This window comes from Pseudomonas viciae, from assembly GCF_004786035.1.
Classification (GTDB): Bacteria; Pseudomonadota; Gammaproteobacteria; order Pseudomonadales; family Pseudomonadaceae; genus Aquipseudomonas; species Aquipseudomonas viciae.
On sequence record NZ_CP035088.1, the window covers coordinates 3,934,424 to 3,959,196 of the forward strand.

At 59.7% G+C, this 24,773-nt stretch carries 25 protein-coding genes; 17 read left to right on the top strand and 8 right to left on the bottom strand.

Features of this window, described 5'->3' with window-relative positions; genetic code table 11:
• Nucleotides 1-32: 32 nt before the first annotated feature.
• The 4 genes from EPZ47_RS16975 to yghU all read left to right on the top strand — a co-directional run bounded on the left by EPZ47_RS16975 (nucleotide 33) and on the right by yghU (nucleotide 3,531).
• A complete protein-coding gene (locus EPZ47_RS16975; RefSeq protein ID WP_135845857.1) occupies nucleotides 33-1,112 on the top strand; it encodes an ArsO family NAD(P)H-dependent flavin-containing monooxygenase in 1,080 nt (359 codons plus the stop codon).
• 27 nt (nucleotides 1,113-1,139) lie between these two features.
• The gene (locus tag EPZ47_RS16980) at nucleotides 1,140-2,177 is read left to right on the top strand and encodes a permease (RefSeq protein WP_135845858.1); all 1,038 of its coding nucleotides are present in this window, start codon (nucleotides 1,140-1,142) and stop codon (nucleotides 2,175-2,177) included.
• A 20-nt stretch (nucleotides 2,178-2,197) separates the two neighbouring features.
• A complete protein-coding gene (locus EPZ47_RS16985) occupies nucleotides 2,198-2,434 on the top strand; it encodes a thioredoxin family protein (protein WP_135845859.1) in 237 nt (78 codons plus the stop codon).
• A gap of 257 nt (nucleotides 2,435-2,691) precedes the next feature.
• Nucleotides 2,692-3,531: a glutathione-dependent disulfide-bond oxidoreductase gene (gene yghU / locus EPZ47_RS16990; protein ID WP_135845860.1), complete on the top strand. Its 840-nt coding sequence runs from the start codon at nucleotides 2,692-2,694 to the stop codon at nucleotides 3,529-3,531.
• 116 nt (nucleotides 3,532-3,647) lie between these two features.
• Here the strand turns inward: yghU and EPZ47_RS16995 are convergent, their stop codons facing one another.
• The 6 genes from EPZ47_RS16995 to EPZ47_RS17020 all read right to left on the bottom strand — a co-directional run bounded on the left by EPZ47_RS16995 (nucleotide 3,648) and on the right by EPZ47_RS17020 (nucleotide 10,598).
• Nucleotides 3,648-4,574 (bottom strand): Gfo/Idh/MocA family protein, encoded by a 927-nt coding sequence (locus EPZ47_RS16995; RefSeq protein WP_135845861.1) that lies wholly within the window; start codon nucleotides 4,572-4,574, stop codon nucleotides 3,648-3,650.
• Nucleotides 4,575-4,689: 115 nt separating this feature from the next.
• Nucleotides 4,690-5,496 (bottom strand): DeoR/GlpR family DNA-binding transcription regulator, encoded by an 807-nt coding sequence (locus EPZ47_RS17000; RefSeq protein WP_135845862.1) that lies wholly within the window; start codon nucleotides 5,494-5,496, stop codon nucleotides 4,690-4,692.
• 85 nt (nucleotides 5,497-5,581) lie between these two features.
• Nucleotides 5,582-7,951, bottom strand: a complete 2,370-nt coding sequence (locus EPZ47_RS17005) for a CehA/McbA family metallohydrolase domain-containing protein (RefSeq protein WP_135845863.1) — start codon at nucleotides 7,949-7,951, stop codon at nucleotides 5,582-5,584.
• Between the two features lie 52 nt (nucleotides 7,952-8,003).
• Nucleotides 8,004-8,753, bottom strand: a complete 750-nt coding sequence (locus tag EPZ47_RS17010) for an ABC transporter permease (protein ID WP_135845864.1) — start codon at nucleotides 8,751-8,753, stop codon at nucleotides 8,004-8,006.
• A gap of 7 nt (nucleotides 8,754-8,760) precedes the next feature.
• Nucleotides 8,761-9,762, bottom strand: coding sequence for an ABC transporter substrate-binding protein (locus EPZ47_RS17015; protein ID WP_135845865.1), 1,002 nt, complete (start codon nucleotides 9,760-9,762; stop codon nucleotides 8,761-8,763).
• Nucleotides 9,759-10,598: an ABC transporter ATP-binding protein gene (locus EPZ47_RS17020; RefSeq protein ID WP_135845866.1), complete on the bottom strand. Its 840-nt coding sequence runs from the start codon at nucleotides 10,596-10,598 to the stop codon at nucleotides 9,759-9,761. The genes EPZ47_RS17015 and EPZ47_RS17020 overlap by 4 nt, the downstream gene beginning before the upstream one ends.
• 134 nt (nucleotides 10,599-10,732) lie before the next feature.
• Here EPZ47_RS17020 and EPZ47_RS17025 point away from each other — a divergent pair, with 134 nt between their 5' ends.
• Nucleotides 10,733-11,476 carry a GntR family transcriptional regulator gene (locus tag EPZ47_RS17025; protein WP_135845867.1) on the top strand — a complete coding sequence of 248 codons (744 nt, stop codon included), beginning with the start codon at nucleotides 10,733-10,735 and terminating at the stop codon, nucleotides 11,474-11,476.
• Between the two features lie 161 nt (nucleotides 11,477-11,637).
• On the opposite strand, the gene EPZ47_RS17030 is transcribed toward EPZ47_RS17025, so the two are convergent.
• Entirely contained in the window at nucleotides 11,638-12,429 is a 792-nt protein-coding gene (locus tag EPZ47_RS17030; protein WP_135845868.1) for a GntR family transcriptional regulator, read from the bottom strand.
• Between the two features lie 31 nt (nucleotides 12,430-12,460).
• The gene (locus EPZ47_RS30125; protein ID WP_158296363.1) at nucleotides 12,461-12,604 is read right to left on the bottom strand and encodes a hypothetical protein; all 144 of its coding nucleotides are present in this window, start codon (nucleotides 12,602-12,604) and stop codon (nucleotides 12,461-12,463) included.
• Nucleotides 12,605-12,678: 74 nt separating this feature from the next.
• Here EPZ47_RS30125 and EPZ47_RS17035 point away from each other — a divergent pair, with 74 nt between their 5' ends.
• The 12 genes from EPZ47_RS17035 to EPZ47_RS17090 all read left to right on the top strand — a co-directional run bounded on the left by EPZ47_RS17035 (nucleotide 12,679) and on the right by EPZ47_RS17090 (nucleotide 24,763).
• A complete protein-coding gene (locus EPZ47_RS17035; protein ID WP_135845869.1) occupies nucleotides 12,679-13,692 on the top strand; it encodes an SIS domain-containing protein in 1,014 nt (337 codons plus the stop codon).
• A 2-nt stretch (nucleotides 13,693-13,694) separates the two neighbouring features.
• Nucleotides 13,695-14,549 (top strand): PfkB family carbohydrate kinase, encoded by an 855-nt coding sequence (locus tag EPZ47_RS17040; protein WP_135845870.1) that lies wholly within the window; start codon nucleotides 13,695-13,697, stop codon nucleotides 14,547-14,549.
• 60 nt (nucleotides 14,550-14,609) lie between these two features.
• Nucleotides 14,610-15,380, top strand: coding sequence for an ABC transporter substrate-binding protein (locus EPZ47_RS17045; RefSeq protein WP_135845871.1), 771 nt, complete (start codon nucleotides 14,610-14,612; stop codon nucleotides 15,378-15,380).
• A gap of 24 nt (nucleotides 15,381-15,404) precedes the next feature.
• Nucleotides 15,405-16,094: an ABC transporter permease gene (locus EPZ47_RS17050; RefSeq protein WP_135845872.1), complete on the top strand. Its 690-nt coding sequence runs from the start codon at nucleotides 15,405-15,407 to the stop codon at nucleotides 16,092-16,094.
• Complete coding sequence (hisM, locus tag EPZ47_RS17055; RefSeq protein WP_135845873.1) at nucleotides 16,091-16,801, top strand: histidine ABC transporter permease HisM; 711 nt, start codon at nucleotides 16,091-16,093, stop codon at nucleotides 16,799-16,801. Before EPZ47_RS17050 ends, hisM begins: the two co-directional genes overlap by 4 nt.
• Nucleotides 16,802-16,882: 81 nt before the next feature.
• Entirely contained in the window at nucleotides 16,883-17,800 is a 918-nt protein-coding gene (gene ppk2, locus EPZ47_RS17060) for a polyphosphate kinase 2 (protein WP_135845874.1), read from the top strand.
• Between the two features lie 280 nt (nucleotides 17,801-18,080).
• Nucleotides 18,081-18,854 carry a substrate-binding periplasmic protein gene (locus EPZ47_RS17065; RefSeq protein ID WP_135845875.1) on the top strand — a complete coding sequence of 258 codons (774 nt, stop codon included), beginning with the start codon at nucleotides 18,081-18,083 and terminating at the stop codon, nucleotides 18,852-18,854.
• 1 nt (nucleotide 18,855) lies between these two features.
• Nucleotides 18,856-20,199, top strand: a complete 1,344-nt coding sequence (locus EPZ47_RS17070) for a GGDEF domain-containing protein (RefSeq protein ID WP_135845876.1) — start codon at nucleotides 18,856-18,858, stop codon at nucleotides 20,197-20,199.
• A 24-nt stretch (nucleotides 20,200-20,223) separates the two neighbouring features.
• Nucleotides 20,224-20,958, top strand: coding sequence for a substrate-binding periplasmic protein (locus tag EPZ47_RS17075; RefSeq protein ID WP_135845877.1), 735 nt, complete (start codon nucleotides 20,224-20,226; stop codon nucleotides 20,956-20,958).
• 185 nt (nucleotides 20,959-21,143) lie between these two features.
• Nucleotides 21,144-23,006, top strand: a complete 1,863-nt coding sequence (locus EPZ47_RS17080) for an ATP-binding protein (protein WP_135845878.1) — start codon at nucleotides 21,144-21,146, stop codon at nucleotides 23,004-23,006.
• Nucleotides 23,007-23,078: 72 nt separating this feature from the next.
• The gene (locus tag EPZ47_RS17085) at nucleotides 23,079-24,314 is read left to right on the top strand and encodes a porin (RefSeq protein ID WP_135845879.1); all 1,236 of its coding nucleotides are present in this window, start codon (nucleotides 23,079-23,081) and stop codon (nucleotides 24,312-24,314) included.
• Between the two features lie 11 nt (nucleotides 24,315-24,325).
• Nucleotides 24,326-24,763: a type 2 periplasmic-binding domain-containing protein gene (locus tag EPZ47_RS17090; protein WP_135845880.1), complete on the top strand. Its 438-nt coding sequence runs from the start codon at nucleotides 24,326-24,328 to the stop codon at nucleotides 24,761-24,763.
• Nucleotides 24,764-24,773 lie beyond the last annotated feature (10 nt).

Genomic DNA, 24,773 nt, shown 5'->3' on the forward strand with positions numbered 1-24,773 from the left:
CGTTCCATCCACGCCCTTGAAGGTTCGCCGTCATGACTGATTCGCCCTCCAGCGCATTTGACGTTGTCATTATCGGTGGGGGTCAATCTGCCTTGGCGGTGGCCTATTTCCTGCGCCGCACGCAATTGACGTTTGTCATCCTCGACGCCGAGCAAGAACCAGGAGGCGCATGGCGGCATGGCTGGGACTCGTTGCGCCTGTTCTCCCCGGCCACGTGGAGTTCGATCCCTGGCTGGATGATGCCCCCCACGCAAGCAGGCTATCCATCGCGCGACCACGTGATCGACTACCTCAAGCAGTACGAACAACGCTATCAGTTTGCGGTGGTGCGTCCGGTACGGGTCAATCGGGTGGAGCGCACAGCACTGGGCTTGCGCGTATGGGCTGACGGCCGGCATTGGGATGCCAAGGCAGTGGTCAGTGCCACGGGCACTTGGAGCAATCCTTACATTCCTTACTACCCGGATGCCGAGTCATTCGCCGGCCAACAGTTGCACTCCGCGAACTATGTCCAGGCGCAGCCGTTCGCGGGTAAGCGTGTGTTGGTGGTGGGCGGTGGCAATTCAGGGGCGCAGATTCTGGCGGAGGTTTCCAAAGTCGCGCAGACCACCTGGGTGACGCCTGTCGAACCCTTGTTCTTGCCCGACGAAGTGGATGGGCGCGTGTTGTTCGAGCGCGCCACCGAGCGCTGGAAAGCCCAACAGCAAGGCCTTGTCATAGAGCAGCCCGTGGGCGGACTGGGCGATATCGTCATGGTGCCGCCCGTTATCGATGCGCGAGCACGCCATGCGCTCAAATCTGTCCGGCCTTTCCAACGGTTTACCCGCAACGGGGTAATTTGGGCCGATGGTTCAGAGTCTGCGGTGGACGTGGTGATCTGGTGCACCGGTTTCCGACCGGCCCTGCAGCATCTGGATGCGCTGGGCGTGGTCAACAGCGAGGGCCGTGTCGAGGTCGAAGGCACCCGTTCGATTGAAGAACCCAGGCTATGGCTGGTTGGCTACGGTGAGTGGACCGGTTCGGCTTCCGCCACGTTGATCGGCGTAACGCGTACGGCTCGCAGCACGGTCAGCGAAATCGCAGCGGCTCTGGCCGATCAATCGGTGGCCTAGCCCGGCTCCGTCCCAGGAGGTGTGGACATGAACGAGATCATTGTGCGCTGGCCACAGCGCAGTCCCCGCCTTTTTTTGGTGGCAGCCGTGCTTATTTGGTTCGGTTTGTATGAGGCCCTTATCCCTGTCTCGGAGGCATTGGTTGCAGCGCTGCCTGTCGAGCGTGACAGCCACCTGGGTGGTGCCCTGCAGTTTTTTTTCTATGACACGCCCAAGGTGCTGATGCTGCTGACCGGCATCGTGTTCTTGATGGGAATGGTCAACTCGTACTTCACACCTGAACGCACCCGCGCAACATTGGCCGGACGAAGCGAGGGCATGGCCAACGTCATGGCGGCGTCTCTCGGGGTGTTTACCCCGTTCTGCTCCTGCTCCGCAGTTCCTCTGTTTATCGGCTTTGTTCAGGCAGGCGTGCCCTTAGGGGTGACCTTCTCGTTTCTCATTGCCGCGCCCATGGTGAACGAGGTCGCATTGACACTGCTATTGGGCTTGTTCGGCTGGAAAGTTGCGCTGCTGTACCTGAGTCTCGGTTTGTTTATTGCTGTGGTTGCAGGCTGGATCATCGGGCGCTTGAAAATGGAGGACTCTCTAGAGGATTGGGTTCGCGACATGCCCAAAGTCCAGGCAACCGCAGAAGACATACACATGCCGCTGCATGAACGGATCTATGCCGGTTTTGGCAGCGTGCGTGAAATCGTCGGAAACGTTTGGCCTTACATCCTGGCCGGTATCGCCATTGGCGCAGGTATTCATGGCTACGTGCCCGAAGATTTCATGGCCGGTTTCATGGGTAAAGAGGCGTGGTGGTCTGTCCCAGTCGCGATCCTGATAGGCATTCCCATGTATACCAACGCAGCAGGGATCATTCCCATTGTCCAGGCGCTACTCGCCAAAGGTGCAGCGTTGGGCACGGTACTGGCCTTCATGATGAGCGTCATTGCCCTCTCCCTCCCTGAGATGGTGATTCTGCGCAAGGTGTTGAAAGTCCGCCTGATCGCCACCTTCATTGGTGTCGTCGCCGCCGGCATTCTCGTCGTTGGCTACGCCTTCAACTTCGTTCTGTAAGTCCATCCGCCGAGGTTCCCATGAAAGATATCAAGGTGCTAGGTACCGGTTGCTCCAAGTGTAAATCGACAATCGCCATCATCGAGCAAGTCGCTCAAGCGAAAGGCGTGCCTGTGAAGTTGGAAAAAGTGGAAGAGCTGCGTGACATCATGAGCTATGGGGTTATATCGACACCCAGCGTGGTCATTGATGGCAAAGTTGTTCATTCCGGAGGCATTCCGAGCCGAGATAAAGTCGAACTGTGGCTGAGCGCTTAAGCAGGCTACGTCCGCCGATCGACCACTCACATCGATGGTGAACCGACGGAGCGTGGACATCTGATTCTCTGATCGTCTCCCAGCCAGGGTCTCTGGCGCGCCGACCACCACGCGCCGCGCAGCCTATGATAGCTTCTCTGCTTTCATTCGAAGGCCAGGCTTCGGCCTCTCTGGCGTGCCGCTTACCGCATCACGCCAGGCGCCCCCCTCTTGCGCGGTCTACGTGTACACCGCCAGCAAACGATGAGGTACGTTCCATGAGTCAAGCGTCCTACGTTCCGCCCAAGGTCTGGAAAAATGAGGCCCCGTCTGGCGGCCAGTTCGCCAGCATCAACCGCCCGATCGCCGGGCCGACCCACGAAAAGAAATTGCCGATCGGCAAGCACCCGTTGCAGCTCTATTCGCTGGCCACGCCCAATGGCGTGAAAGTGACCATCCTGCTTGAGGAACTGCTGGCGCTCGGGCATGCAGGCGCGGAATACGACGCCTGGCTGATTCGCATCGGCGAGGGCGACCAGTTCTCCAGCGGTTTTGTCGAGATCAATCCAAACTCAAAAATCCCGGCCTTGCAGGACCGCAGTGTGGAGCCGCCCATCCGCGTCTTCGAGTCCGGTTCGATCCTGCTTTACCTGGCAGAGAAATTCGGCGCCTTCCTGCCCACTGACCTGGCCGGGCGCACCGAAACCCTGAACTGGCTGTTCTGGCAAATGGGCGCTGCGCCCTACCTGGGTGGCGGCTTCGGGCATTTCTATGCCTACGCACCGGAGAAGCTTGAGTACCCCATCAATCGCTTCACCATGGAGGCCAAGCGCCAACTGGATGTCCTGGATCGCCGCCTGGGTGAAAGCCAATACCTGGCGGGCGACCACTACTCCATCGCCGATATCGCGGTCTGGCCCTGGTATGGCCAACTGGTGCGCAACAACGTGTACTCGGCCGCAGAGTTTCTCGCTGCCCACGAATACACCCATGTGCAGCGTTGGGCGGAAGAAATCGCCAAACGGCCGGCGGTCATCCGTGGGCAACGCGTCAACCGGACGTGGGGGGATGAGGCGAGCCAGGTGCCGGAGCGGCATCAGGCTGAAGATTTGGGCTGAAAGACGGCTGCCCGCCATCGCACCCAGCGTCGGATAGCGACAGAATCGAACGCAAGCGCAGCCAGTCGACGCATGGATCGACTGGCCCCCCTCCTGCGGTTAATCCCTGACAGCGCCTAGTCGTAGAACGGTTCAACCGACGCGCGGCTACCGACAAAAAAGCTGTCTGCGACCAGTCGCAGCGGCTGCAGGTCCACGTCGCTGGCCTTGTCAGCAATCAGTTGTTGGAAATGCCGATACACCGCTGCGTACTCGCCCTCCTGCGAAACGGCCTGGCGCACGCCATCGATACTCAACAGTGCGCCGCCGTTGTCCAGGCGCAACAGGCCTTCGGTGCAGCGGATCTCGATGCTCCAGAGTTCATCATGACCATGGTCGAAATCGAACTCCGCGCGGACATCGAGACGACCCGCGTCAGACATTTTAATGTTAGCGGCGATAGGCGACTGGCAGTTGCTGGGGACGCGCAGTTCGGCCGATTCGACGAACAGTGACAGTGGCAGCAGGTGGGTCACAATCGACAAGGCATTGATGCCCGGGTCGAAAACGCCCAGGCCTCCGGGTTGCCAGATCCACGCCTGGCCCGGGTGCCACTTGCGCACGTCTTCCTTCCAGTCGATTTTCACGCTTTGCAGGGTACGGCTGGCCAGCCAGTCACGGGCCGCCTGGATGCCTTGTGCGTAACGCGAATGCCAGGCGAACAGACCGCTGACGCCTTGCTCCCGGATCTGCTCCACCAACACCATCGCCTCGCCCAACGTGGCGCACGGCGGCTTCTCTACCAGGACGTGTTTGCCAGCGGCCAACGCTTGTTGCACCAACGCGAATCGACCTTGCGGCGGTGTGCAGAACGCAATCGCATCGACGTGCGGGCCCTTTTCGAGCAATTCGCCCAGGGACTGGAAGTTCTCCACCCCGTCGCAGGGTTTCCCCTGCGTGGCGACAGCGACCAACTGGAACGCGGGGTTGGCGAGGATAGCGGGAAGATGTTGATCCTGGGCTATCTTGCCGTAGCCCACCAGACCGAGACGAATCGGTTGCATCGATGACTCCTGTTTTTGTCCTTATGATGGGGCAGCAAACTAGACGTAAATGACGTGGCGGACAATGGGGTCGTCCGGCATCCGTTTGATTGCTGCTCCTGCCAAGGCAACCATCTCAAGCCTGGCCTTGTCCGCGCCGCTGTTCGCAGGCCGCCGTCATCACCTTGGAAACCCTGCCGAAAAAAGGCTCCAGTCGCTCGCGCGGCGCATCGTGCTCCACCACCAGGACAGCGATTTCTTCACACGATGCCACCTGATAGTGCGCAACGCTCGACAGTTTTTCATTGGTCACGGCTGCCACCACTTGACCGCTGGCGGCGACCACCGCGCGTTTGAACTCAGCATCGTCCAGACCGAACGCGGTGACGCCGTTGTCCGGGTCGATGGCGCAGGCCCCCAGAAAACACAGGTCAAAACTGAATTGGCGCAATTGCTGTACCGCCGTCAGCCCGATCGAACCTCCAGCCACCGGGTTCAGGCGACCGCCCAGCACAATGACTTCGGCGCGCGGCAGTTTCATCAACTGCACCGCAATCAACGGTGAGTTGGTCGTGAGGGTCAGCTCAAGTTGCGGGTCAATGGCGCAGGCAATGGCCAGGTTGGTCGACCCGGCATCGATGAAGACATGCTGGCCGGCCCTCAGCAATGAAGCCGCCGCTTGGCCAAGACTGCTTTTGCGCACGGTGTCTTGCTGTACTCGAACCTCCAACGGCCCTTCCGCACCGGGCAACAGTATGGCGCCGCCATAAACGCGCTTGCACAACCCCGCCGCCGCCAATGCACCCAGATCGCGCCGTATCGAGTGCTCGGACACATTGAGCTCGCTGGCCAGATCAGCCGCGATCACCCGGCCGTACTGGGCAAGACGCCGACGGATCAATTGCTGGCGTTCGCCGGGAAACGCTTCGTGAGGTGAAGTCATGGCATTACAACCTACATAAACGAGCATAAATACTCACAATCGAGCAAATATGCCGTCTATCCGGCGGGGCGTCAAACCCCGCGTTTTATAACGTCAGGAACAGCGCCGAAGTCCAGACCCGGGATTGATCCCGTTGACGGGCACAGATGAACAGTGGATGTTCACGGCCCTGCTCCAGGTTCAACCGGGCCAGTTCAATGCTCCCTCGCAGCTCACGGGGCAGCGCTGCAGCGGTGGTCCTTTCCAGGGAGACTTTCAATTCGGCGCCCGGTAGCTCTTCGATGACTTGCGATTGCGCCAGCAACTCCTCCCCGGACAGCTCCATCAGCACCGCCGGCGCATGCACATAGGGTTGCGGTTCGGCCGGATCACCGACCTTGACGTAGTTGTCGATACGGCTGTGAATCTGCAACGTCGCGCCGGCCAGGTGCGACAGGTCGATTTCGATGCTGTCGGTATCGCCATTGGTGTCCGTGCGAAAGGCCAGGACAGTGGCATCCTTGCGCCAGACGGTTTGCTCGGGATGATCGAGGCCCAAGGCGCGAAAACCATTGATGACCGCGCCGGTGATGCGAATCTCGCCGGTCCAGTAAGCGCCGCGATAACGGTCCTTGATCCGCGCGCCACCCAGACGCAAGCGAATGCGTTGCGTGGAAAAACCCAGTTCCTGATGCAGGTTGCGTGACCAGATCAACTTGTCGCCATCAAACAGATCGACCTGCTCCCAACCTGCCTCTCCCAGCAGTCGATAGTCCAGCGTGGCATTCGAATCGGCGGTGAAGACTTCACCCATGAAATGCTTGCCCTGGCTCAGGCTGGCAAACGAGCGCTCGCCGGTCGTGGCGAAGGTGCGACGGGCGCGAAGCGCCTTACCGACATTGGCTCGATCAAAGCCGTCAGCAACCACTCCCGTCAACCCGCCCCGCGAACCAAACACTGCCGTGGCCGGAACCCCGCCGCCGCAACGGCCCTGGTGTTCATCACTGTTCGCCGCGGCCCCCACCCGATAGCCACGCTGCAGCGCTTCGGCATACACCCAATGGAACTGACCCCAGGCCGAACCGACTTCGATCAGCCGCTCAAGCTCCGGATGGTGCCAGTCAAGGTTGCAACGGCGCCCGCCGACATGGGGCATCATTAGATGGCCTTCGGGGTCCTTGGCATAGGCGGCGTACAGCTCGTCCACCGGCCAGGCGCCCGGTTTGATCGTACCGGCGGTGAACTCGTTCCATTCGAAGGAGCGCACCAGCCGTCCCTGATTGTCGAAGGGAAACTCGGGTTTGCGGTCATGCAGGAACACCACATTACGATCCCCGCCCGCGCAGGAGTTACCGCACCACTCGGTGCCGGGATAGCAAACAAATCGGCCCGGTTCATTGAGCTCGTGGATCAGCTTGACCGCCTGGTCCCAACGCTGCTCGGTGATGTTGAAGTCGTTGGCGGTGTAGCCAAGGACATCGAGCCCGGCCACGTCGCGACCGTAGCTGAGGTTGTACAAGGTGTCGTTGGTGCCCACGGTGTCATCGGAGTGCACATGCAGGTCGGCATAGAGCGGACGCAGCGCTGTACCGGCCGGATCGACCGTGACAAACGCCTGGGCGCCACGGACCGAGGTCGACTGTACCTCGGCGGACAAACGCCACTCACCCTGGGCACCTAGGTCAATGCCCTCAAGCCGCGCAGTGGCCCAGCCGCTAGCCGCCAAGGTAAACGGCTGCCGCCGTTCTCCGCCTTCAGGATCGATGAAGGTCAAAACGCCCTTGAGTGGCAACTGGCGGCAAGTATTGCCCCAGGCATCATCCGCCCTGAGCAGCACGTCAAACGCCTCACCCGCACTGACCAGTCGCGGCACGATCAACTGTAGGCTCCGGGCCGGTCCCGGCACGATGTCCAGCAACGGATCACCCGGCACCTCGGCAAACTTCGAACTGCCCAACGGGTCGATGAACAGCCGGAAGCGGAAGTCTTTCTCGACGAAACTCTGCACCCGTGTCCCCGCGCCGCCCTGCCGGCGATCCCCCAGGCGAATGATGACTTTGTCCCCTGGATTCAGGTAACCGTCGACGATGTCGATGATGATCGCTTTCTGGAAGGGCCGCTCATGGCCCTTCTGGTCGAAGCGTACTTTGAGGTGTTGCACGGTGGCCTGACTCTGGCCCGGGACCAACTCTCCGGCTTGATATTCCGCGCTGACATAGTTGGGCCCAGCCGGGTTCGAGGTCTGGAACAAGGCCCAGTCTGAGTAGAACTTGAAGGCCAGCTTGAGCCAGGCACCGTCCGCCAGGCCACTGCCACCGACCTCGTAGACCAAGGTAATTTCATCCCATTGACCGGCGATCAGCGTGTCTCGATCACAGTCGATGCTGCCCAGGAACGGGCGTTTCTTGTTGCGTTCGTAGAGGCCTTGCGGGGCAATGTAATGCCCGGCTTCGCGGGGATCGAAAACGTTACTCACATGACACCTCGTGCAGTGGTCCACTGAAGGTTTTGGATACGGGGGGCGATGCTTATTGCAAGCGCCATTTCTGGTAGTGGCGCTCGATGCGCCGGAACACGAAGCTCTCCATCAGCCAGGCAATCAGGCCGATCACGACAATGCCCAGCAACACCTGGCTGCTGTTGCCGATCTGCCCGCCCGTGGAGACCATCCAGCCGATGCCCTGGGACGCACCGATCATTTCCGCCGCGACCAACGCCCTCCAGCCCTGGCTGAAACCGATGCGCAACGCTGCAGTCACAAAGGGCAACGAGGCCGGCAAGTAGACATGGGCCAACAGTTGCCAGGAATTGGCCCCCAGGGTGCGCGCCGCGCGGACTTCACCACCGCGAATACTCTGCACGCCCTCCTGGATGGTCACGGCCATGGGGAACATCGCGGCGATGAAAATCACCAGCACGATGGAGACGTAGCCGAGGCCGAAAATGATCATGATCAGCGGCGCCCAAGCGATCGGCGGAATGGCCATGAACAGGCTGTTGAGCGGCGAGATAAAGTCGCGAAATCGCAAAGACAAACCTGCGGCCGTGCCCAACAGGAGCGCAACGATCACCGCCGCGCAGAAACCACCCAACTCTTCCAGGACACTGGCCCGCAGGTGCTGCCACAGCGAGCTATCGCCCAGCCAGCGCAGCGCCTCGCGGGCAACGTCCCAGGGCTGCGGCAGGATGTACGTGGGAAAGCGGCTGGCCAGGGCCACCCAGATCAACAATAGGAACGGCAGCGACGCCCATCCCCAATTCGGTTTTGGCAAGGACATGACGGACTCAGTGCGCGGCTTTTTCCAGGTAGGAGGTATCCACGATCTGTTCGGTCTTGAGCGTGGTGTCGATAAAACCCAGATCGTGGGAATAGTTCATCAGGCGCTGGATGAACTGGATATCCGTTGCCTGCAAGTCCGCCGACCAGCCCAAGCGAGTACGTGCCTGGGCGACGATGTCTTCGGGTGCGATGGTCCGGCCGTCGGTGCCTTGCACCGCTTCAAGCTTGAACGCCTCGGCGATGAGCCGGTTCGCTTCAGCGGGATGCTCGTTGAGGAAGGCGATGGCCTTGCGATGGGCGCGCAGCAGTTTCACCACATCGTCCGGGCGCTCCTGCAAGGTCTTCGGCAAGGCGATCACCACGTACCACGGGTAATTGGGCAGCGCCTGGTTCACGTCCAGCAGGATCCGGCTCGAACCGCGCAACAGCGACTGGCTGACAAAGGGTTCCCAGGAAAACGCCGCGTCGACGATGCCGCGATCCAGGGCCGCGTTCATGTTGCCGGGCGGCATGTCGATGATGTCCAGATCCTTGTCAGGATTGAGCCCGGCCTTTTCTTTCAGGACATAACCGCGCAGCAACACATCCATGCCACTGCCCTTCTTGACCCCGGCGAGTCTTTTGTCCTTGAGTTGCTCCAGGCTGTTAATCGGACTTTTTGCGTCGACAATCACCGCAGCCTGACCGTAATTGACCTTCGCCAGGATCCGGCTTTGCAGCCCCCGGGAAAACCACTGGTACACCGGCGGGGTCCCGACATAGGCCACATCCAGCTCTCCGGCGGCCAGTGCTTGCTGGATCACCGGGCCATCGCCCAACGCCTTGAGGTCGACATTCAGGCCTTCCTCGCGGTAGTAACCCTGTTTGTCCGCGATCAGCGCCGGGGCATTGGCCATGGCGAAGACATACCCCACGCGCAAGGGTTTCTCCTCGCCCGCCACGGCGAATGCGCTGCTTGCCAGGGCGGCAACAGACAATGAAAGGGCAAGCAGCGAACGTTTGATCATGCTGTCAGCTCGAGTTGTGGGGTGAGGTAAGCAGTGGCTTGGGACGCATCCATGATCTGGGAAATGCGCTCCATCAGCTCATTGCGGTAATCGAGAAAGGCCGGCAGGCGACGGGTTTTCAGGTTGGAACGGGGACGCGGCAGATGGATGTCCAGTTCGCTGTGGATACCGCCAGGGGCGATATTGAGCACAATGACCCGATCCGCCAGGAACACCGCTTCATCAATGTCATGGGTAATAAACAACACCGTCTGGCCCAGTTCGGCCCAGAGGCGCAACGTCTCTTCATTCATGCTGTTGCGGCTGATGGCATCCAGCGCGGCGAACGGCTCGTCCATCAGCAATACGCTGGGCTCCAAGGCCAGGGTCCTGGCCAGGGAAACGCGCTGTTGCATGCCACCGGAAAGCTGGTGCGGCAGCCGATGCGCCGCGCTCTCCAGGCCGACCAGGCGCAGGTACTGCAAGGCCTGCGCGCGCTGCTGCGCTTCGTTGGTCTGAGCGCTCATCCGCAGGCCGAAACGGACGTTCTCCAGAGCGCTCAACCAGGGAAACAATTGCGGTGCCTGGAACACATAACCCAGTTCCGAACGCTCCGGACGCACCGCCGTCTGATTGATGGTGATAAGGCCACTTTGCGGTTGCACGAAACCTGACAACAAATTCAGCAGCGTGGTTTTCCCGCAGCCCGATGGCCCAAGGATCGCGACGAACTCGCCGGGCTTGGCGTTCAGGCTGAACGAGGAAAAAACCCGGTGCCCGTTGGGGTAACTGAAGCTGATGTCATCGACCGTCAGAGCATCGGCTTGCTGCTGGGGGTAGGGAACGGTTTTGAGCATGGCAAGTGTCGTCAGGTCGTCTACAATGGGATTGCCTGACATAATACGTATTAATACAAGTAGTCCCAATAACCTATTTTTATAACCTTAGAAGTGAAGGCACCCTGCCCCACTCAAGGTCACGGAAGCTGACAGTGTCCACGCCCATTCTTCGCGACAGCAGCACCTCACTTTACGAACAGATTGCCCATCAGTTACTGGAGGAAATCCAGCGCGGCGATTACCAACCCAACGGCAAGCTGCCGTCTGAAGCGGAATTGGGCGAGCGCTTTGGCGTGAGCCGCGTCACGGTGCGCCTGGCGGTGGGCAAGCTCAGCGAAGAAGGCGTGGTGGAACGCAAACAAGGCAAAGGCACCTTCGTCGCCGCCAAACAGGTCCGCCACGGCCTGGATGCGTTGCGCAGTTTTCATGAGGCGTTGTTGCTGCAAGGGCTGCAACCGAGCATGCGGGTGGTCAGTCACGCCCTGCAGCCGGTTCCCGAGGCATTGCGAGGCCTGTTTGAAGGCGCAGACGATTGCCTGCTGCTGGAGCGACTGCATTTCGTCGATGAAGAACCTATCGCGCTGGGACGCAGCCATTTACCGGCCGAGCTGGCCAGCGTGACTTGGGCTGACGTCGAACATCAACCGATCTATTCCATTCTCGAGTCAATCACCGGCCTGACAGTCACTCGCGCCGACCTGGCCATCCGCGCGCAGGAAGCCGACAAACGCCTGGCCAGCGCGCTGCACGTCAAACGCGGCACCGCACTGCTGGTCATGGAGCGCACCTCCTGGTTTGCCGACGGCCGCTGCTGCGACCGCACGACGTTTTTCATTCGTCCGGAACGTTATGCCTTTGTACTCAGTGGAGTTTTCAAATCCCATCCAACCAGTTGAAAATCAGGCCCCGCGCGACCTCCCGGCTCACCGGCAACTGACCGCCGCTATCGCGAGCAAGCTCGCTCCCACAGAGGATGTGTGGTGAACGCTGGATCTGTGGACACTCAGGGACTCCTGTGGGAGCCGAGCTTGCTCGCGAGGGCGGCGGCACATTCACATCAATGCTCGGTATGAATGCTATTGACCCGGCTGTCCGCCAGCTTGAACACCACGCGCTGAGGATGGTTGATCGAGACCAGGTACTCCACCGGCCGTCCCTGGCGGTCGAAAATCACGCCCCGATAAACCAGCGCGGCCGTCCCCGGTTCGACTTCGAGCAGGCGCGCCTCCTGGTCGTTCATCGTGGCAATGCTCAACGTGCCCTCGTCGCTTTCTATTTCGATCTGGTACCGCGATAACAGCAAGGCATACAACGATGCCCCCTCGATCAGGTCCCCGGCTACCAGCTCCGGCGCGCGTGCCGCGGGGATGTAGCTGGTCTCGATGCAGAAAGGTTTCTGGTCCACGGTGCGCAGACGCCGAATGGTCAGCAAAGCATCCCCTTCCTGAATCTTCAGTAATTTGGCGACGCGTGCGCTGGCCTGGGTTTGTTCGAAGTAGAGCAGCTTACTGCCAGGCCTCGCCCCGGCCTGCTCGACCACTTCAGCGATGCCTTTGCGCGCCACGGTATTAAGGGGACGCTCGACACCCGGGGCGGTGACGAAGGTCCCACGATTGCCCCGGCGCTCCAGAACCCCACGATCGATCAGCGTTTGCAGGGCCTTGCGCAACGTCATCCGACTGATGCCCAAATGCTCGGCCAGGTCCCGTTCCGCTGGAATACGTTCAGTCGGCCCGAACTCCGGGCGTTCGAGCATTTCGAGCAACGCCTGGACGGCCTGCCACGCCACCTGCTTGCGTTCGGGCGCCAGCAGCGCCACATCAGAGGACTTTGGAGGAACAACTTTCATGGTCTACATCCTGGATTATTTTTCTGACGCATCAATGTTGCGATAAAAACCAAAAAAACCACCGCAACCCCGCCAGCTTGATGGCAATAAGCAAACTCACTTCAAATAACACGCTGAAAACTGCTGAACGGCTCATTAGACCACGGACAAAAAGCCTTGTAATGGTATTTTTCATGGTATAGCTTTTGGTCTAAATGGTGATCATGAACAGCAACATGAAGCACCGCAACAAGGCATCCAGGAGCTCACATGGCGATCCAGTTCAACCGGGAAGACTTCATCACTTCCTTGCAGCAATCCGTGCAAATCGTCGACGACGCCCAGCAGTTTGGCCAGGAGTTGGCGACGCGGATCGACCGTATCTATTTCGTCAGTTGCGGCGCGCCCAACCGCATCATGCTCGGCTTGCAGTACTGGCTTGAGCGCTACAGCCACACACTGGAAGTACGCCGCTATTTCCCGGCCGATTTCATGGACATCGATCCGCCGCGCCTGGATGAACGCACTCTGGTGGTCCTCGCGTCCAAATCCGGAACGACCCGGGAAACCATCGCCGCCGCACGCTTTCTGCAAGACAAGCCCTGCCTCACCGTAGGCGTGACACAAACCGCCGAGCTGCCACTGGCCCAGGCCGTGCAACATTGCTTTCTGCTGGGGCGTACCGATGAGGCGTACTTCGGGTGCTTCATGATCCTCCAGGCCTTGATCGGTGGCATCTTGGCCAAGCGCGAAGGCTGGCCACTGCTGGACAAGCTCACGCGCTCGCTCAAAGCATTGCCACAGGCACTGGCCGACGCGGCGATCAATAACGACCAACGGGCAACCGAAGAAGCACGCCTCTACAAAGATGACCGCGTCATGTACTTCCTCGCCTCGGGTCCGATGTTCACCACTGCCTATGTGTTTGGCGTCTGCGTGGTGATGGAAAGCCAATGGCTGCATTGCCTGCCGGTGGAGGCTGCCGAGTTTTTCCATGGTCCGTTCGAAGCCATCGACGCGACCACCCCGCTGCTGTTGCTGGTGGGCGAAGATCCCAGCCGGGCGCAGATGGAGCGGGTCGTGCGCTTCTGCCAGCGGTACACCGAGCGGGTCATGGTCTATGACTCCAAGGACTTCCCGATGGAGGGCATCGATCCGGAAATCCGCGCGATTGTCGCCCCCTACATCGTCGGTATCGCCGCGGAACGCATCGCCGCCCACCTGGCGGTCTGGCACCAGCAGCCGCTGACGACGCGTCGCTACATGTGGAAAACGGAGTACTGAGCATGGCCAGCCTGATCGCAGTCGGCGACAACACCCTGGATGTGTACCTGGACCGAAACCTCGAATACCCCGGCGGAAATGCGCTCAACGTGGCGGTATTCGCGTCCCGGCTGGGCACTCGCAGCGCCTACCTGGGCTGTGTTGGCGATGATCGATACGGCCAGCGCCTGCTCGATTGCCTGCAACAGGAAGCCGTCGATGTTTCACGCTGCCAAACGTTGCCGGGCGCCAACGGCTGGGCATGCGTCAACAGCATCGATAGCGAGCGAGTGTTTCTCGGCAGCGATCCTGGAGTATGTCGTCAACTGCGACTCAATGCCGACGACCTGGCCTATGTCGCGACATTCCCGCTGGCACACAGCAGCCTCTACAGCGGCCTGGAAAGCCAATTGGCGCAGATCCGCCAGGCCTGCGGCTGCCTGTCATTCGACTTCTCGGACAACTGGGTCGAGTTCGATTGGCCGGCCTTGTTGGAGCATGTCGACATTGCGTTTTTCTCGGCGGCCGACCTGTCGTCGAACGAAGCCCATGAGTTGGCGAACTCGATGCGCGCCATGGGCCCGGCGGTTGTGGTCGTCACTCGCGGTGCCCAGGGCGCACTCGCGATCGATGCACAGGGCGTCCATGAGCAACCGGCACTGCCCTGCACGTTCGTCGACAGCATGGGCGCCGGCGACGGCTTCATCGCGGCGTTTTTGCTGGCGTGGCAAGACGGGCACAGCCTCGCCCAATGCCTTTTACGCGGCGTCGATTATGCCGGCCAGGTGTGCGGCTGGGCCGGTGGCTTTGGCCATGGTCACGCGGTGGACGCCGAACGCGCCCGGCAATTGAAACAAGCCTTGAACATTCAAGGCTGATGCGTGCTGCCCCGGGCCATTCCGGGGCGGTTCTACCAACCTGTCGTGGATACCCTGTCGATGAAAAAATGTCTGATCGGTTTGATGCTCGTGGCCAGCCCGTTGATGACCTGGGGCGCCAGTGAAGAGTTGCGTTTCGGGGTCGATCCCACCTACCCGCCCTTCGAGTCCAAGCGACCGGACGGCTCGCTGACAGGTTTCGACATCGAGTTGGGGGAAAGCCTGTGCGCCGAGTTGCAGCGGCGTTGCGTCTGGGTGGAGAACGCCTTCGACGGCATGGTCTCGGCCCTCAAGGGCAGGAAGTTCGACGGGATACTCTCGGCGCTGTCGATTACCGAAGAACGCAAAGCTGAAATCGCTTTTTCCAACACCCTCTACGACACCCCGGCGCGCCTGGTGGCCCCGAAAGGCAGCCCTTTGCAACCCACGGCCGAATCCCTGCGCGGCAAGCGCGTCGGCGTGCAGCAAGGCAGTGTGTTCGAGGTCTATGCCAAGCGGATGTGGGGGCTCAAAGGTGTGGAAGTGGTGCCTTACCAGAGCAGTGACCTGACCTACTCGGACTTGATCAACGGCCGCCTGGATGCCGCGTTCGACGATGCCATCGCAGTTTCCGAAGGCCTGCTGAAAAAGCCGATGGGCAAAGACTTCGGCTACGCCGGAGAAGTGGTGAAATCAGCGGAAATCTTCGGGCCGGGCACCGGGATCGGCTTGCGCAAAAGCGATACGGCCCTTGCCGGTGAAATCAATCAGGCGCTCGAGCGGATCCACCAGAACGGCACCTACGAACGCATTGCCAAAAAATACTTCGACTTCGACATCTCGCCCAAGTAAACCAGCCGCGCGGAGCCTGAAAGCATGTTTCTCGAAGGGTACGGCTATCTCATCTTCCAGGGCGCATGGTTGACCGTCCAGGTGGCCACGTGGGCCGCCTGCGTAGCCCTCGTCCTTGGCCTGTTCGGGGCCTTGGCCAAGCTTTCGTCGCTGGCGCCGCTACGGATAGTGGCGACGGTCTATACCACGCTGGTGCGCAGCGTGCCGGACCTGGTCCTGATGCTGCTCATCTACTACAGCGCGCAAATCGGGCTCAACCAGATGGCGGACGCGCTCAGCCAGGAATCGTTCCAGTTGAACCCTTACGGCACTGCCATCGGCACCCTGGGTTTCATCTACGGTGCCTATTGCACCGAGACCTTTCGCGGCGCCTTCCAGGCCATCCCATCCGGGCAGCTGGAAGCGGCCCGGGCCTATGGCATGAGTCACTGGCAAGTCCTGCGGCGTATCCGTCTCCCGCAGATGATACGGTTCGCACTGCCCGGCATCGGCAATATCTGGCAGGTGTTGTTGAAAAGCGCCGGCCTGATTTCATTGCTGGGCCTCAATGACATGGTTCAGGTCGCCAAACAGGCGGGCAATGCGACCTCCAGGCAGATGTTTTTCTACCTGGTGATCGCCGCGATATTTCTTGCCTTTGCGATCCTTTCAAGCCTTGCACTCAAACACCTTGAGCGGCGCTACAGCATCGAACCGCAGCGGAGCGTGTCATGATCGAGATATTGAAGGAGTTCGGACCGAACTTCCTGTGGTCCGACGGCTACCGCTGGAGCGGCCTGTCCGTGACACTATGGCTGTTGGTGACATCCGCCGTCACCGGTTTGTGTGCGGCGATACCACTGGCACTGATTCGCACCTACGGCAGCCGCTGGGTGGCACTGCCGATCCAGCTCTACACCCTGGTGTTTCGCGGCACGCCATTGTTCGTGCAGTTGCTGATCATCTACAGCGGCCTGGCCAGCCTGAGCCTCATCAGAGCATCACCAGGCCTGTGGTGGTTCTTCCGCGACGGCATGCACTGCGTCATCCTCGCGCTGGCCTTGAACACCTGCGCCTACACCATCGAAATTCTCGCCGGTGTACTGCGCACCACCCCACGCGGCGAGATCGAAGCAGCCCTGGCCCTGGGCATGACTCGCAGCCAATTGATCATGCTGGTGCTGATACCGAGCATGCTGCGCCGGGCACTCCCCGCCTACAGCAACGAAGTGATTTTTGTCTTGCATGCCACGGCCATTGCCTTTACCGCCACCGTGCCCGACGTCCTGAAAATCGCGGCGGATGTTAACGCGGCCACGTTCAAGACTTTTCAAGCCTATGGGATCGCCGCCCTGCTCTATATGTTGGTGGCGTTTGCGCTGGTGGGTGTATTCCGACTGGCAGAGCGTCGGTTGCTGGCCTATGGGCAATTAAGCCGATAAAAACCTGTGGGTCGTGAGGCGTAGCGAAGTTGTCATAAATTGCGAATAGCGTTTGCCGCACCCACGACGCGAGCGCCCACCATGTCAGCCATCCAAGACACCTTGATACAGCGTATCCACCGTGAACTGCTCGATCACAGCGACGAAGAACTGGAGCTGGAATTGGCCGAAGACGGGCACGGCTTGAATGCATTGTTCGATGAACACGACCAGGACGCCAGCGAGAAGGAAATCCGCCGACTGTATTTCAGCGAACTATTTCGCCTGCAAGGCGAATTGGTGAAGCTGCAAAGTTGGGTAGTCAAGACCGGGCACAAGGTCGTGATCCTGTTCGAAGGCCGCGATGCCGCCGGCAAAGGGGGCGTGATCAAGCGCATTACCCAGCGCCTCAATCCCCGGGTATGTCGGGTTGCCGCCCTGCCCGCCCCCAATGACCGCGAACGCACTCAGTGGTACTTCCAGCGCTACGTCTCACACCTGCCGGCGGCGGGTGAAATCGTGCTGTTCGACCGTAGCTGGTACAACCGCGCCGGGGTCGAACAAGTCATGGGGTTTTGCAACGCCGACCAGTACGAAGAGTTCTTCCGCACGGTGCCTGAGTTTGAACGGATGCTCGCCCGTTCCGGCATTCAGCTGATCAAATACTGGTTCTCCATTTCCGACCAGGAACAGCACCTGCGCTTCCTCAGTCGCATTCATGATCCGCTCAAGCAATGGAAACTCAGCCCCATGGACCTGGAGTCCCGGCGGCGCTGGGAGGCCTACACCAAGGCCAAGGAAATCATGCTCGAGCGCACCCACATCGCCGAAGCCCCCTGGTGGGTGGTGCAAGCCGACGACAAGAAAAAAGCCCGCCTCAATTGCATCCATCACCTGCTCGGGCAGATGCCCTATGAAGAGGTGGAGCTACCGGTGATTGAACTGCCACAGCGCGTGCGTCAGGAGGACTACTCCCGCAGCCCGACGCCACCGGAGCTCATCGTGCCTCAGGTCTATTAAGGCAGACCCGGCTCGAACCGATCCCCCTGCCCGCCCGGGTCAAAACTCTCCAGATAGGTTCGAGTACCGACCCAATACCTCCTGTTGCCCGCCACCGGTAAGCAGGTCCTCATTGGCGCCATGGCCACTGCGGACCTGCGCAACAACAGCAGCCGTTTGCTCGAAGTTCGCCGGCGTCGTTCGACGGGCGATGCTCAAGCTGACGCTCGCCCGGTCGATAACCATTAAGTCAATGGCTCGTAGACCCGCCAGGTTCTGCTGGTTGCACAGGATAATTTCGATGGCTCTGGCGCTTAACCGCTTTCTAATATTCGGCATTCTGGTGCTTCTGGCTGCCTGCGGATCCCCGCCAAGCGTTGCAGCAGAGACCGCGCTGCGTATCGTTACGGAGGAATTGCCGCCCTACAACATGACGCAGAATGGGCGGGTGACCGGCATGGCCACCGAGGTGGTGCAGGCCGTATTCAAGGAAGCCGGCGTCGAATCGCCTCCTATCCAGCCCATGCCTTGGGCCCGTGCGTATGAACTGGCACTCAATGAAAGTAATGTGCTGATCTATTCAATCGTCCGCACACCTGCCCGCGAATCGCTTTTCCAATGGATCGGCGCCATTGCCCCTACGCAGTGGTACATATATTCGCTGGCCGTCCGCCCGGTAAAACTCAACTCGCTGGCCGATGCCCATGGTCACCAGATCGCCACGGTCAATCAGGATGTGGGGGAGCAGTATCTGATCTCAAAGGGCTTCCGCATCGGTGAAGAGTTGCAGTCGAGCACCAAGTACGAGCACAACTACCGCAAGCTCAAGGTCGACCATGTGGAGCTATGGATTTCCAATGAACTCAACGCGCTGTACCTGACTCGCCAGAATGGCGAGGACCCGGAAAAAGTGCTGATCCGCTCGCTGCCGCTTCCCGAGTTGAGCAACGCAGAGGGCTTCTACATGGCGTTCAGCCGCAAGACGCCGACCGAAACGGTCGACAAATTCCGTACAGGCCTCGAGGCCATCCGTCGCAATGGTGTTTTCGATGCCATCGTGCGCAAATGGTTATGACATGGGAGACCACTTGCCGGCGCCGTCCTCCCCACAGCCGAAGACCAGGACGTTCAGTTCATTGGGTCGGCGCCTGGTGCTCGCAACATTGGTGTTCTGTCTGCTCTTTACCCTGGCCATGGTCACTCTCCGGACCTGGATGGCTTGGGAGAGCAACCTGACGGAGATGAACTCGGAGCTTGCCCTGATCGATCAAGTGTTCCAGAACACCTTGGCTCACGCCATCTGGGAAATGGACCGCGAATCGCTGGACAAGCAGCTCAGCAGCGTCGCGAAGGCTGCGCCGGTGGGGCGCGTGGCGCTGAATATTTTACGACCAGGCCAGTCGCCTGAAACTATCGAATTCAATCGATATCCCCTCGGCCCCTCAGGTGTGGTGCCAGTGCTGCATCGCCAGCTCGTCGCGCAACCCTACATCGGCGCCAACGAAAAAGTCGGCGAGCTGACCATTGAAGGCGACAATCACCTGCTTTGGGAGCGTCTCTGGAAGGAAGCCCGCAGCATCGTCATCACTCAGATTATCCAATCGTTGCTGCTGGCCGGCTTGGTCATGACCATGTTCAACCGCCTGGTGACCGTGCACGTGGTACAGATCGCCCGACATCTGAGCGGTCTCGCCCCGCAGACACTCAAGCATCACCTCAAGCTGCAACGCTCGGTGCACGGCCAAGATGAGCTGAGTCTGCTCGAATTCCAAGTCAATGCTCTTCAAGACAATCTCCACGCCCACTTGGAGCGCCAGCATTCGGATGAACTGGCGATTGCCGCCAGCCGCGATCAACTGGCCGAACTGGTCGAGGCGCGTACCGCCGAACTCAAGGCGGCCAACCAGTCCCTGGAAGCCCTGTCACGTCACGATGCCTTGACCGGCCTGGCCAACCGTCGCTATTTCGACGAACTGAAGGAAGTCGAATTTCGCCGCGCGATCCGCCACAGGACCCCGCTGGCCGTGCTCATGTGCGATGTCGATTTTTTCAAGATCTACAACGACACCTACGGCCACATACAGGGGGATCAGTGCTTGAAGCAGATCGCTGAAACCCTGAGCAGCGTTTTCGGGCGCTCTGGCGAACTGACCGCCCGCGTCGGGGGTGAGGAGTTCGTCGTGGTGCTGCCCAACATCGATGCAAACCAGGCTTACGACGCTGCCCAGCGACTTCGTGCAAGCCTGGCCGAACGTGAGCTTCCCCACAGCGGCTCAGCGGTCTCCTCCTTCGTCACCCTGAGCATCGGCGTCGCCGAGCTGGACCCGGAGACCATGGATCATTTCGATCAACTGTTGCAACGCGCCGACCAGGCGCTGTACCGGGCCAAACACCAAGGGCGCGACCGCGTCGTTATATAAACCATCGCATGTAATGAGGTCTGTATGCATTCTCGTCTGACGCTCTGTTCATGTTTGCTCCTGGCCTTGATCAGCTTCAAAAGCCATGCCGAGGCGATTGAAGTCGTGACCGAAGACTCCTTGTACGCTTACGCCCGTGAAGGCCAGCTCGTCGGGCCAGGCACTCGCATAGCCGAAGAAACATTGAAACGCGCAGAACTCACTGACTTTCGGATGGGGCTGTATCCGTGGGCACGGGCTTACGAAAAGGCCTTGCATGAGCCTAATGTGCTGATCTTCCCATTGGATCGTACGCCGGCCCGCGAAGAGCTATTCAAGTGGGTGGGTGAAATACATCAGTCGACCACCAAGCTCTACAAAATGCGCGGGGGCGAGGCCATCACCATAAACAGCCTTGAAGAGGCCAAGCAGTACGACATAGGCGTGGTTCGCAATGACGCCAAGCAAGTTTACCTGCAGCAGCAAGGCTTTACCCGGCTGGTGGTGTCGGTCGATAACCACGATAACTTTCAGAAGCTGCTGAATCATCAGATCCAGTTGCTACCGATGCCCGAAAATACGGCGCGCCTGATGAGCAAGGATGCCGCTGTGGATTTCACTTCACTGGAGGAAGTCTACTCCCTTGATGAGCGGCCCCATCGGGTACACCTGGCCTTCAGTCTGAGCACTTCGAACGAAGTCGTCGCCAAGGCCCAGCGGGCTTTCGAGCAGCTCAAGGCATCAGGCGAAGTAGCGCGGATCATGCGCGAAGAGCCGTAGGTAACGGTCGCCTGCCAGTCCCCCCCTGAAACGGGCAAGGCAATAGCGGGTACGGTTTGTGGTCTATAGTTCTTTCAGGTCCGATTTTTTTGCTCGGGCAATCAGGAGCGTCCCCCCCTCCTCGAGCGATTATCGCGCCGCATAACCGCAAGCCTTCAGTATTGAAACGATGCAGGGAGCACATCATGCTGATCCAACAGCCGAATACCGCGAGGTCGGCCCCTGGCATCGAGAATTCCCCGGGCGCCATTTCTGTTACCACGGATAAACTGTTTCGGCGCGTCTTCGACCAGACTAAAGAAGCCTACATTTTATTCCCGCTATTAGCCGTGCTCCTGTTACTGGCCATCTGGACGGCCACCCTGTACCTGATCAAGGTCGAACAGATTCGCGCCCAGCAGGGAGCAGCGACAGCGAGCATGGAAATCGGCGCCACGTACGAAGCACAAATGTTGCGCGCCATTCATGAGATTGATCAGACCCTCAAGCTGGTCAAATACACCTACGAGACTGAGGGTGAGCGCAATCCCCTGCCCCGACTCAAGGAACGCGCATTGTTGCCGCCGGCCCTGGTGTTTGACGTCAGTGTGGTCAATCCGCGCGGAGAGCTGGTGGCGAGCACACGGGGGCACGAGAGTGAAAAAAACGCCGACCCGGACGAGCAGCAGGCACTGCAGAACAACGATTCACTGTTGATCAGTCGTCCTTGGAAAAGCCCTGAGACAGGCGAATGGCGATTACGCTTCAGTCGCCGGCTGAATGCAGCGGGTGGCGCGTTTTCCGGAATCGCCAGGGTTGAGGTCGATGCCGCCTATTTCGTCAGCAGCTACGACGCCTCGAAGCTCGGCGACCAGGGCGCACTCGGACTCCTGGGCACTGACGGCATCTTCCGCGTACGACGCACCGGGGAGGCAGTATTGGCCGGTGATGCGGTCGATTACGCGGCGGTGGTGCCAGACACCGAAAATACCGAGGCGGTACTCTCGGTCAATGCATGGGACGGTGTACGGCGCTACACCAGCGCCCGCCAACTCTACGATTTGCCGCTGGCGGTGATTGTCGGTTTGTCCGAGAAGGAACAATTGGCCGCAGTGACTCGACAAGCGCACACCTACCTCTGGCGGGCGGCGGGCGGCAGCCTGGTGCTGGTGTTGTTGGTGGGGCTGCTCGCCCGGATGAGTTGGCAACTGGCGCAAAGCCGCTTGCGCGCCGCCGAAACCCAGACTCAACTCGCCGCGGTAGCCCGCCAGGCCGGCATGGCAGAAATCGCCACCAACGTGCTGCATAACGTCGGCAACGTGCTTAATAGCGTGAATATCTCCGCAGAGCTGGTCACCCGTAAGCTGCGCAACAGCAAGGCCTTGGGGCTTGGCAAGGCGGTGCAATTGATGAACCAGCATGCCGAAGATCTGGGTGATTACATCTCCCATGACGAGAAAGGCAAGCTTCTGCCTGGTTACCTGAACCAACTGGTGGAGGCCCTGGCGGTCGAGCAACAAAGCATGACCAACGAACTTGAGCAACTGAGCAAAAGCGTTGATCACATCAAGGAAATCGTCTCCGCGCAGCAATCCTATGCAGGCGCTTCCAGCATCGCCGAGGCCGTACAAATAAAGGAACTGATCGAGGACGCCCTGCGCATGAACGCCGGAATAATCGCGGCACGCCAGATAACCGTGGTGCGAGACTTCGCAGAAACGCCCTTGCTGCAGCTGGACAAACACCGGGTACTGCTGATCCTGGTCAACCTGATAAAAAATGCCAGCAGTGCGATGGATGACAGACTGGAACGTAGCCCTCAGATCACCCTTCACAGTGAAGTCCAGCAAGAAAACACCTTGGCTATCAAGGTGATCGACAACGGTGAAGGTATTGCGTCAGAGAACCTGACGCGGATTTTTGCCCATGGCTTCACCACGCGCAAAGATGGCCACGGGTTTGGCTTGCACAGCTGCGTCCTGGCAGCCATGGAGATGGGAGGCTCACTGGAGGCGCACAGCGATGGGCCAGGAAAAGGGGCGACCTTTACGCTCAAGCTGGCGATCTAGGCTACTCTTCGGTTCGTGCCTCACGCAGTTTCAGCCAACGTTACAAGGAACAGAACGAATGGCGGCAGACCCGTGGCAAAACTAAATACCCTGGCGCTGGCAGTGGTGACCTTGCAGGCCAGCGCCGTCAACGCCGGCGCCCCAGACACGTCGATGTTTTCGCTAAGCACTTTCGGCACAGTGGGGATAGTCCATTCCAGCGAGAGAAAAGCTGACTTCACCTCCACTATCTTCAAACCCAACGGTGCAGGTCACTCACGCAGTTGGAGCGCCGACGTCGACAGTTTGATGGGTGCCCAGGTGATCGCCACGTTCACTCCCCAGCTTTCCGCCGTGGTACAAGTCATTTCAGAGCAGCGTTACGACAACAGCTATCGGCCCTTCGTCGAGTGGGCCAACATCAAATATCAGTTCACGCCGGATTTCAGCGCACGTGTCGGCCGCACCGTTTTGCCGGTTTTCTTGCTCTCCGACACCCGAAAAGTGGGGTACACCCTGCCCTGGGTGCGTCCACCGATGGAGGTTTACAGCCTGATTCCCATCACCAGCAGCGACGGCGTGGACCTCAGCTACAGATTTCATGTCGATGAACTCACCAATACCGTGCAGGGTAACTACGGCCAGCACGACAGCCGCCAGCCCGACGGTGCCGGCAAGGCGATGGCAAGGAATCTGTGGGGCATTACCAACACCACCGAGTTCGGCGCCCTGACCACGCGCATCACCTATATGAAAACCGACCTGACCGTGGAGCAATTCAATTCACTCTTCGATACGTTCAGGGCGTTCGGTGCAGAAGGCAACGCTATTGCCAAACGTTACGACTCCAATGACACACCCGTCGGTTTTTTCGGGATAGGCGCCAGCTACGATCCGGGCGACTGGTTCGTCATGAGCGAGTGGGGGCGTCTCGATAGTCGCTCCGCGTTAGGCACCACAAGCGCCTGGTATGTCAGCGGTGGCTACCGGGTCGAGGCATTCACCCCCTACATCACTTACGCGCGATCCAGGACGGAATCTGAAACCTCCGCCTCGGGTTTGACGGTGTCGACTTTACCCCCCGCCTTCGCTGAGGCTGCTGTCGGCCTCAACGGCGCCCTCAACACCATCCTGGGATCTGGTGAAGGCCGCCAAACACTTTCCCTTGGCGTGCGCTGGGACTTCACGAAGAACATGGACGCCAAATTGCAGTACGACCACACACGTCTCAAGGGCAACTCTGTCGGTCCGTTGATCAACCCCCAACCAGACTTTGAGCCGGGAGGGTCATTCAGCGTGATCAGCCTAGCTGTCGATTTTGTGTTCTGATGGAGCAGGCCATGAGGTTTGTGAGGCTCATCGGATTTGCTCTAGCGGGGCTTGCCATGTGCACAGCCAGCGCTGCCATCAAGGCCGATGTGGTCGTGGTCGTTGCCACCTCCAATCCGGTAAAAACCCTGGCGCGCAATCAGGTTGCGGATATCTTCCTGGGCAAAACCAGCCGTTTTCCCGACGGCGGACAGGCCGTCCCGATTGATCAGACCGAAGATTCAACGACCCGCGATGAGTTTTACTCAACCTTCACCGGCAAGTCTGCGTCCCAGCTCAAGGCGCACTGGTCGAAAATCATTTTTACCGGCAGAGGACAGCCTCCGCAGGCTGTTTCAAGCAGCGCGGAAGTCAAGAAACGTATCGCGGAGAATCCCGAAACCATTGGCTACATCGACGCACGCGATGTGGACAGCAGCGTCAAGGCGCTACCGCTTGCCCCCCAATGAGTACCCGTTG

Coding starts and splice junctions, on each gene's coding strand:
- EPZ47_RS16975 (WP_135845857.1), top strand. CDS start 33: ATGACTGATTCGCCCTCCAGCGCATTTGACGTTGTCATTATCGGTGGG.
- EPZ47_RS16980 (WP_135845858.1), top strand. CDS start 1,140: ATGAACGAGATCATTGTGCGCTGGCCACAGCGCAGTCCCCGCCTTTTT.
- EPZ47_RS16985 (WP_135845859.1), top strand. CDS start 2,198: ATGAAAGATATCAAGGTGCTAGGTACCGGTTGCTCCAAGTGTAAATCG.
- yghU (WP_135845860.1), top strand. CDS start 2,692: ATGAGTCAAGCGTCCTACGTTCCGCCCAAGGTCTGGAAAAATGAGGCC.
- EPZ47_RS16995 (WP_135845861.1), bottom strand. CDS start 4,574: ATGCAACCGATTCGTCTCGGTCTGGTGGGCTACGGCAAGATAGCCCAG.
- EPZ47_RS17000 (WP_135845862.1), bottom strand. CDS start 5,496: ATGACTTCACCTCACGAAGCGTTTCCCGGCGAACGCCAGCAATTGATC.
- EPZ47_RS17010 (WP_135845864.1), bottom strand. CDS start 8,753: ATGTCCTTGCCAAAACCGAATTGGGGATGGGCGTCGCTGCCGTTCCTA.
- EPZ47_RS17015 (WP_135845865.1), bottom strand. CDS start 9,762: ATGATCAAACGTTCGCTGCTTGCCCTTTCATTGTCTGTTGCCGCCCTG.
- EPZ47_RS17020 (WP_135845866.1), bottom strand. CDS start 10,598: ATGCTCAAAACCGTTCCCTACCCCCAGCAGCAAGCCGATGCTCTGACG.
- EPZ47_RS17030 (WP_135845868.1), bottom strand. CDS start 12,429: ATGAAAGTTGTTCCTCCAAAGTCCTCTGATGTGGCGCTGCTGGCGCCC.
- EPZ47_RS30125 (WP_158296363.1), bottom strand. CDS start 12,604: ATGAAAAATACCATTACAAGGCTTTTTGTCCGTGGTCTAATGAGCCGT.
- EPZ47_RS17035 (WP_135845869.1), top strand. CDS start 12,679: ATGGCGATCCAGTTCAACCGGGAAGACTTCATCACTTCCTTGCAGCAA.
- EPZ47_RS17040 (WP_135845870.1), top strand. CDS start 13,695: ATGGCCAGCCTGATCGCAGTCGGCGACAACACCCTGGATGTGTACCTG.
- EPZ47_RS17045 (WP_135845871.1), top strand. CDS start 14,610: ATGAAAAAATGTCTGATCGGTTTGATGCTCGTGGCCAGCCCGTTGATG.
- EPZ47_RS17050 (WP_135845872.1), top strand. CDS start 15,405: ATGTTTCTCGAAGGGTACGGCTATCTCATCTTCCAGGGCGCATGGTTG.
- hisM (WP_135845873.1), top strand. CDS start 16,091: ATGATCGAGATATTGAAGGAGTTCGGACCGAACTTCCTGTGGTCCGAC.
- ppk2 (WP_135845874.1), top strand. CDS start 16,883: ATGTCAGCCATCCAAGACACCTTGATACAGCGTATCCACCGTGAACTG.
- EPZ47_RS17065 (WP_135845875.1), top strand. CDS start 18,081: ATGGCTCTGGCGCTTAACCGCTTTCTAATATTCGGCATTCTGGTGCTT.
- EPZ47_RS17070 (WP_135845876.1), top strand. CDS start 18,856: ATGGGAGACCACTTGCCGGCGCCGTCCTCCCCACAGCCGAAGACCAGG.
- EPZ47_RS17075 (WP_135845877.1), top strand. CDS start 20,224: ATGCATTCTCGTCTGACGCTCTGTTCATGTTTGCTCCTGGCCTTGATC.
- EPZ47_RS17080 (WP_135845878.1), top strand. CDS start 21,144: ATGCTGATCCAACAGCCGAATACCGCGAGGTCGGCCCCTGGCATCGAG.
- EPZ47_RS17090 (WP_135845880.1), top strand. CDS start 24,326: ATGAGGTTTGTGAGGCTCATCGGATTTGCTCTAGCGGGGCTTGCCATG.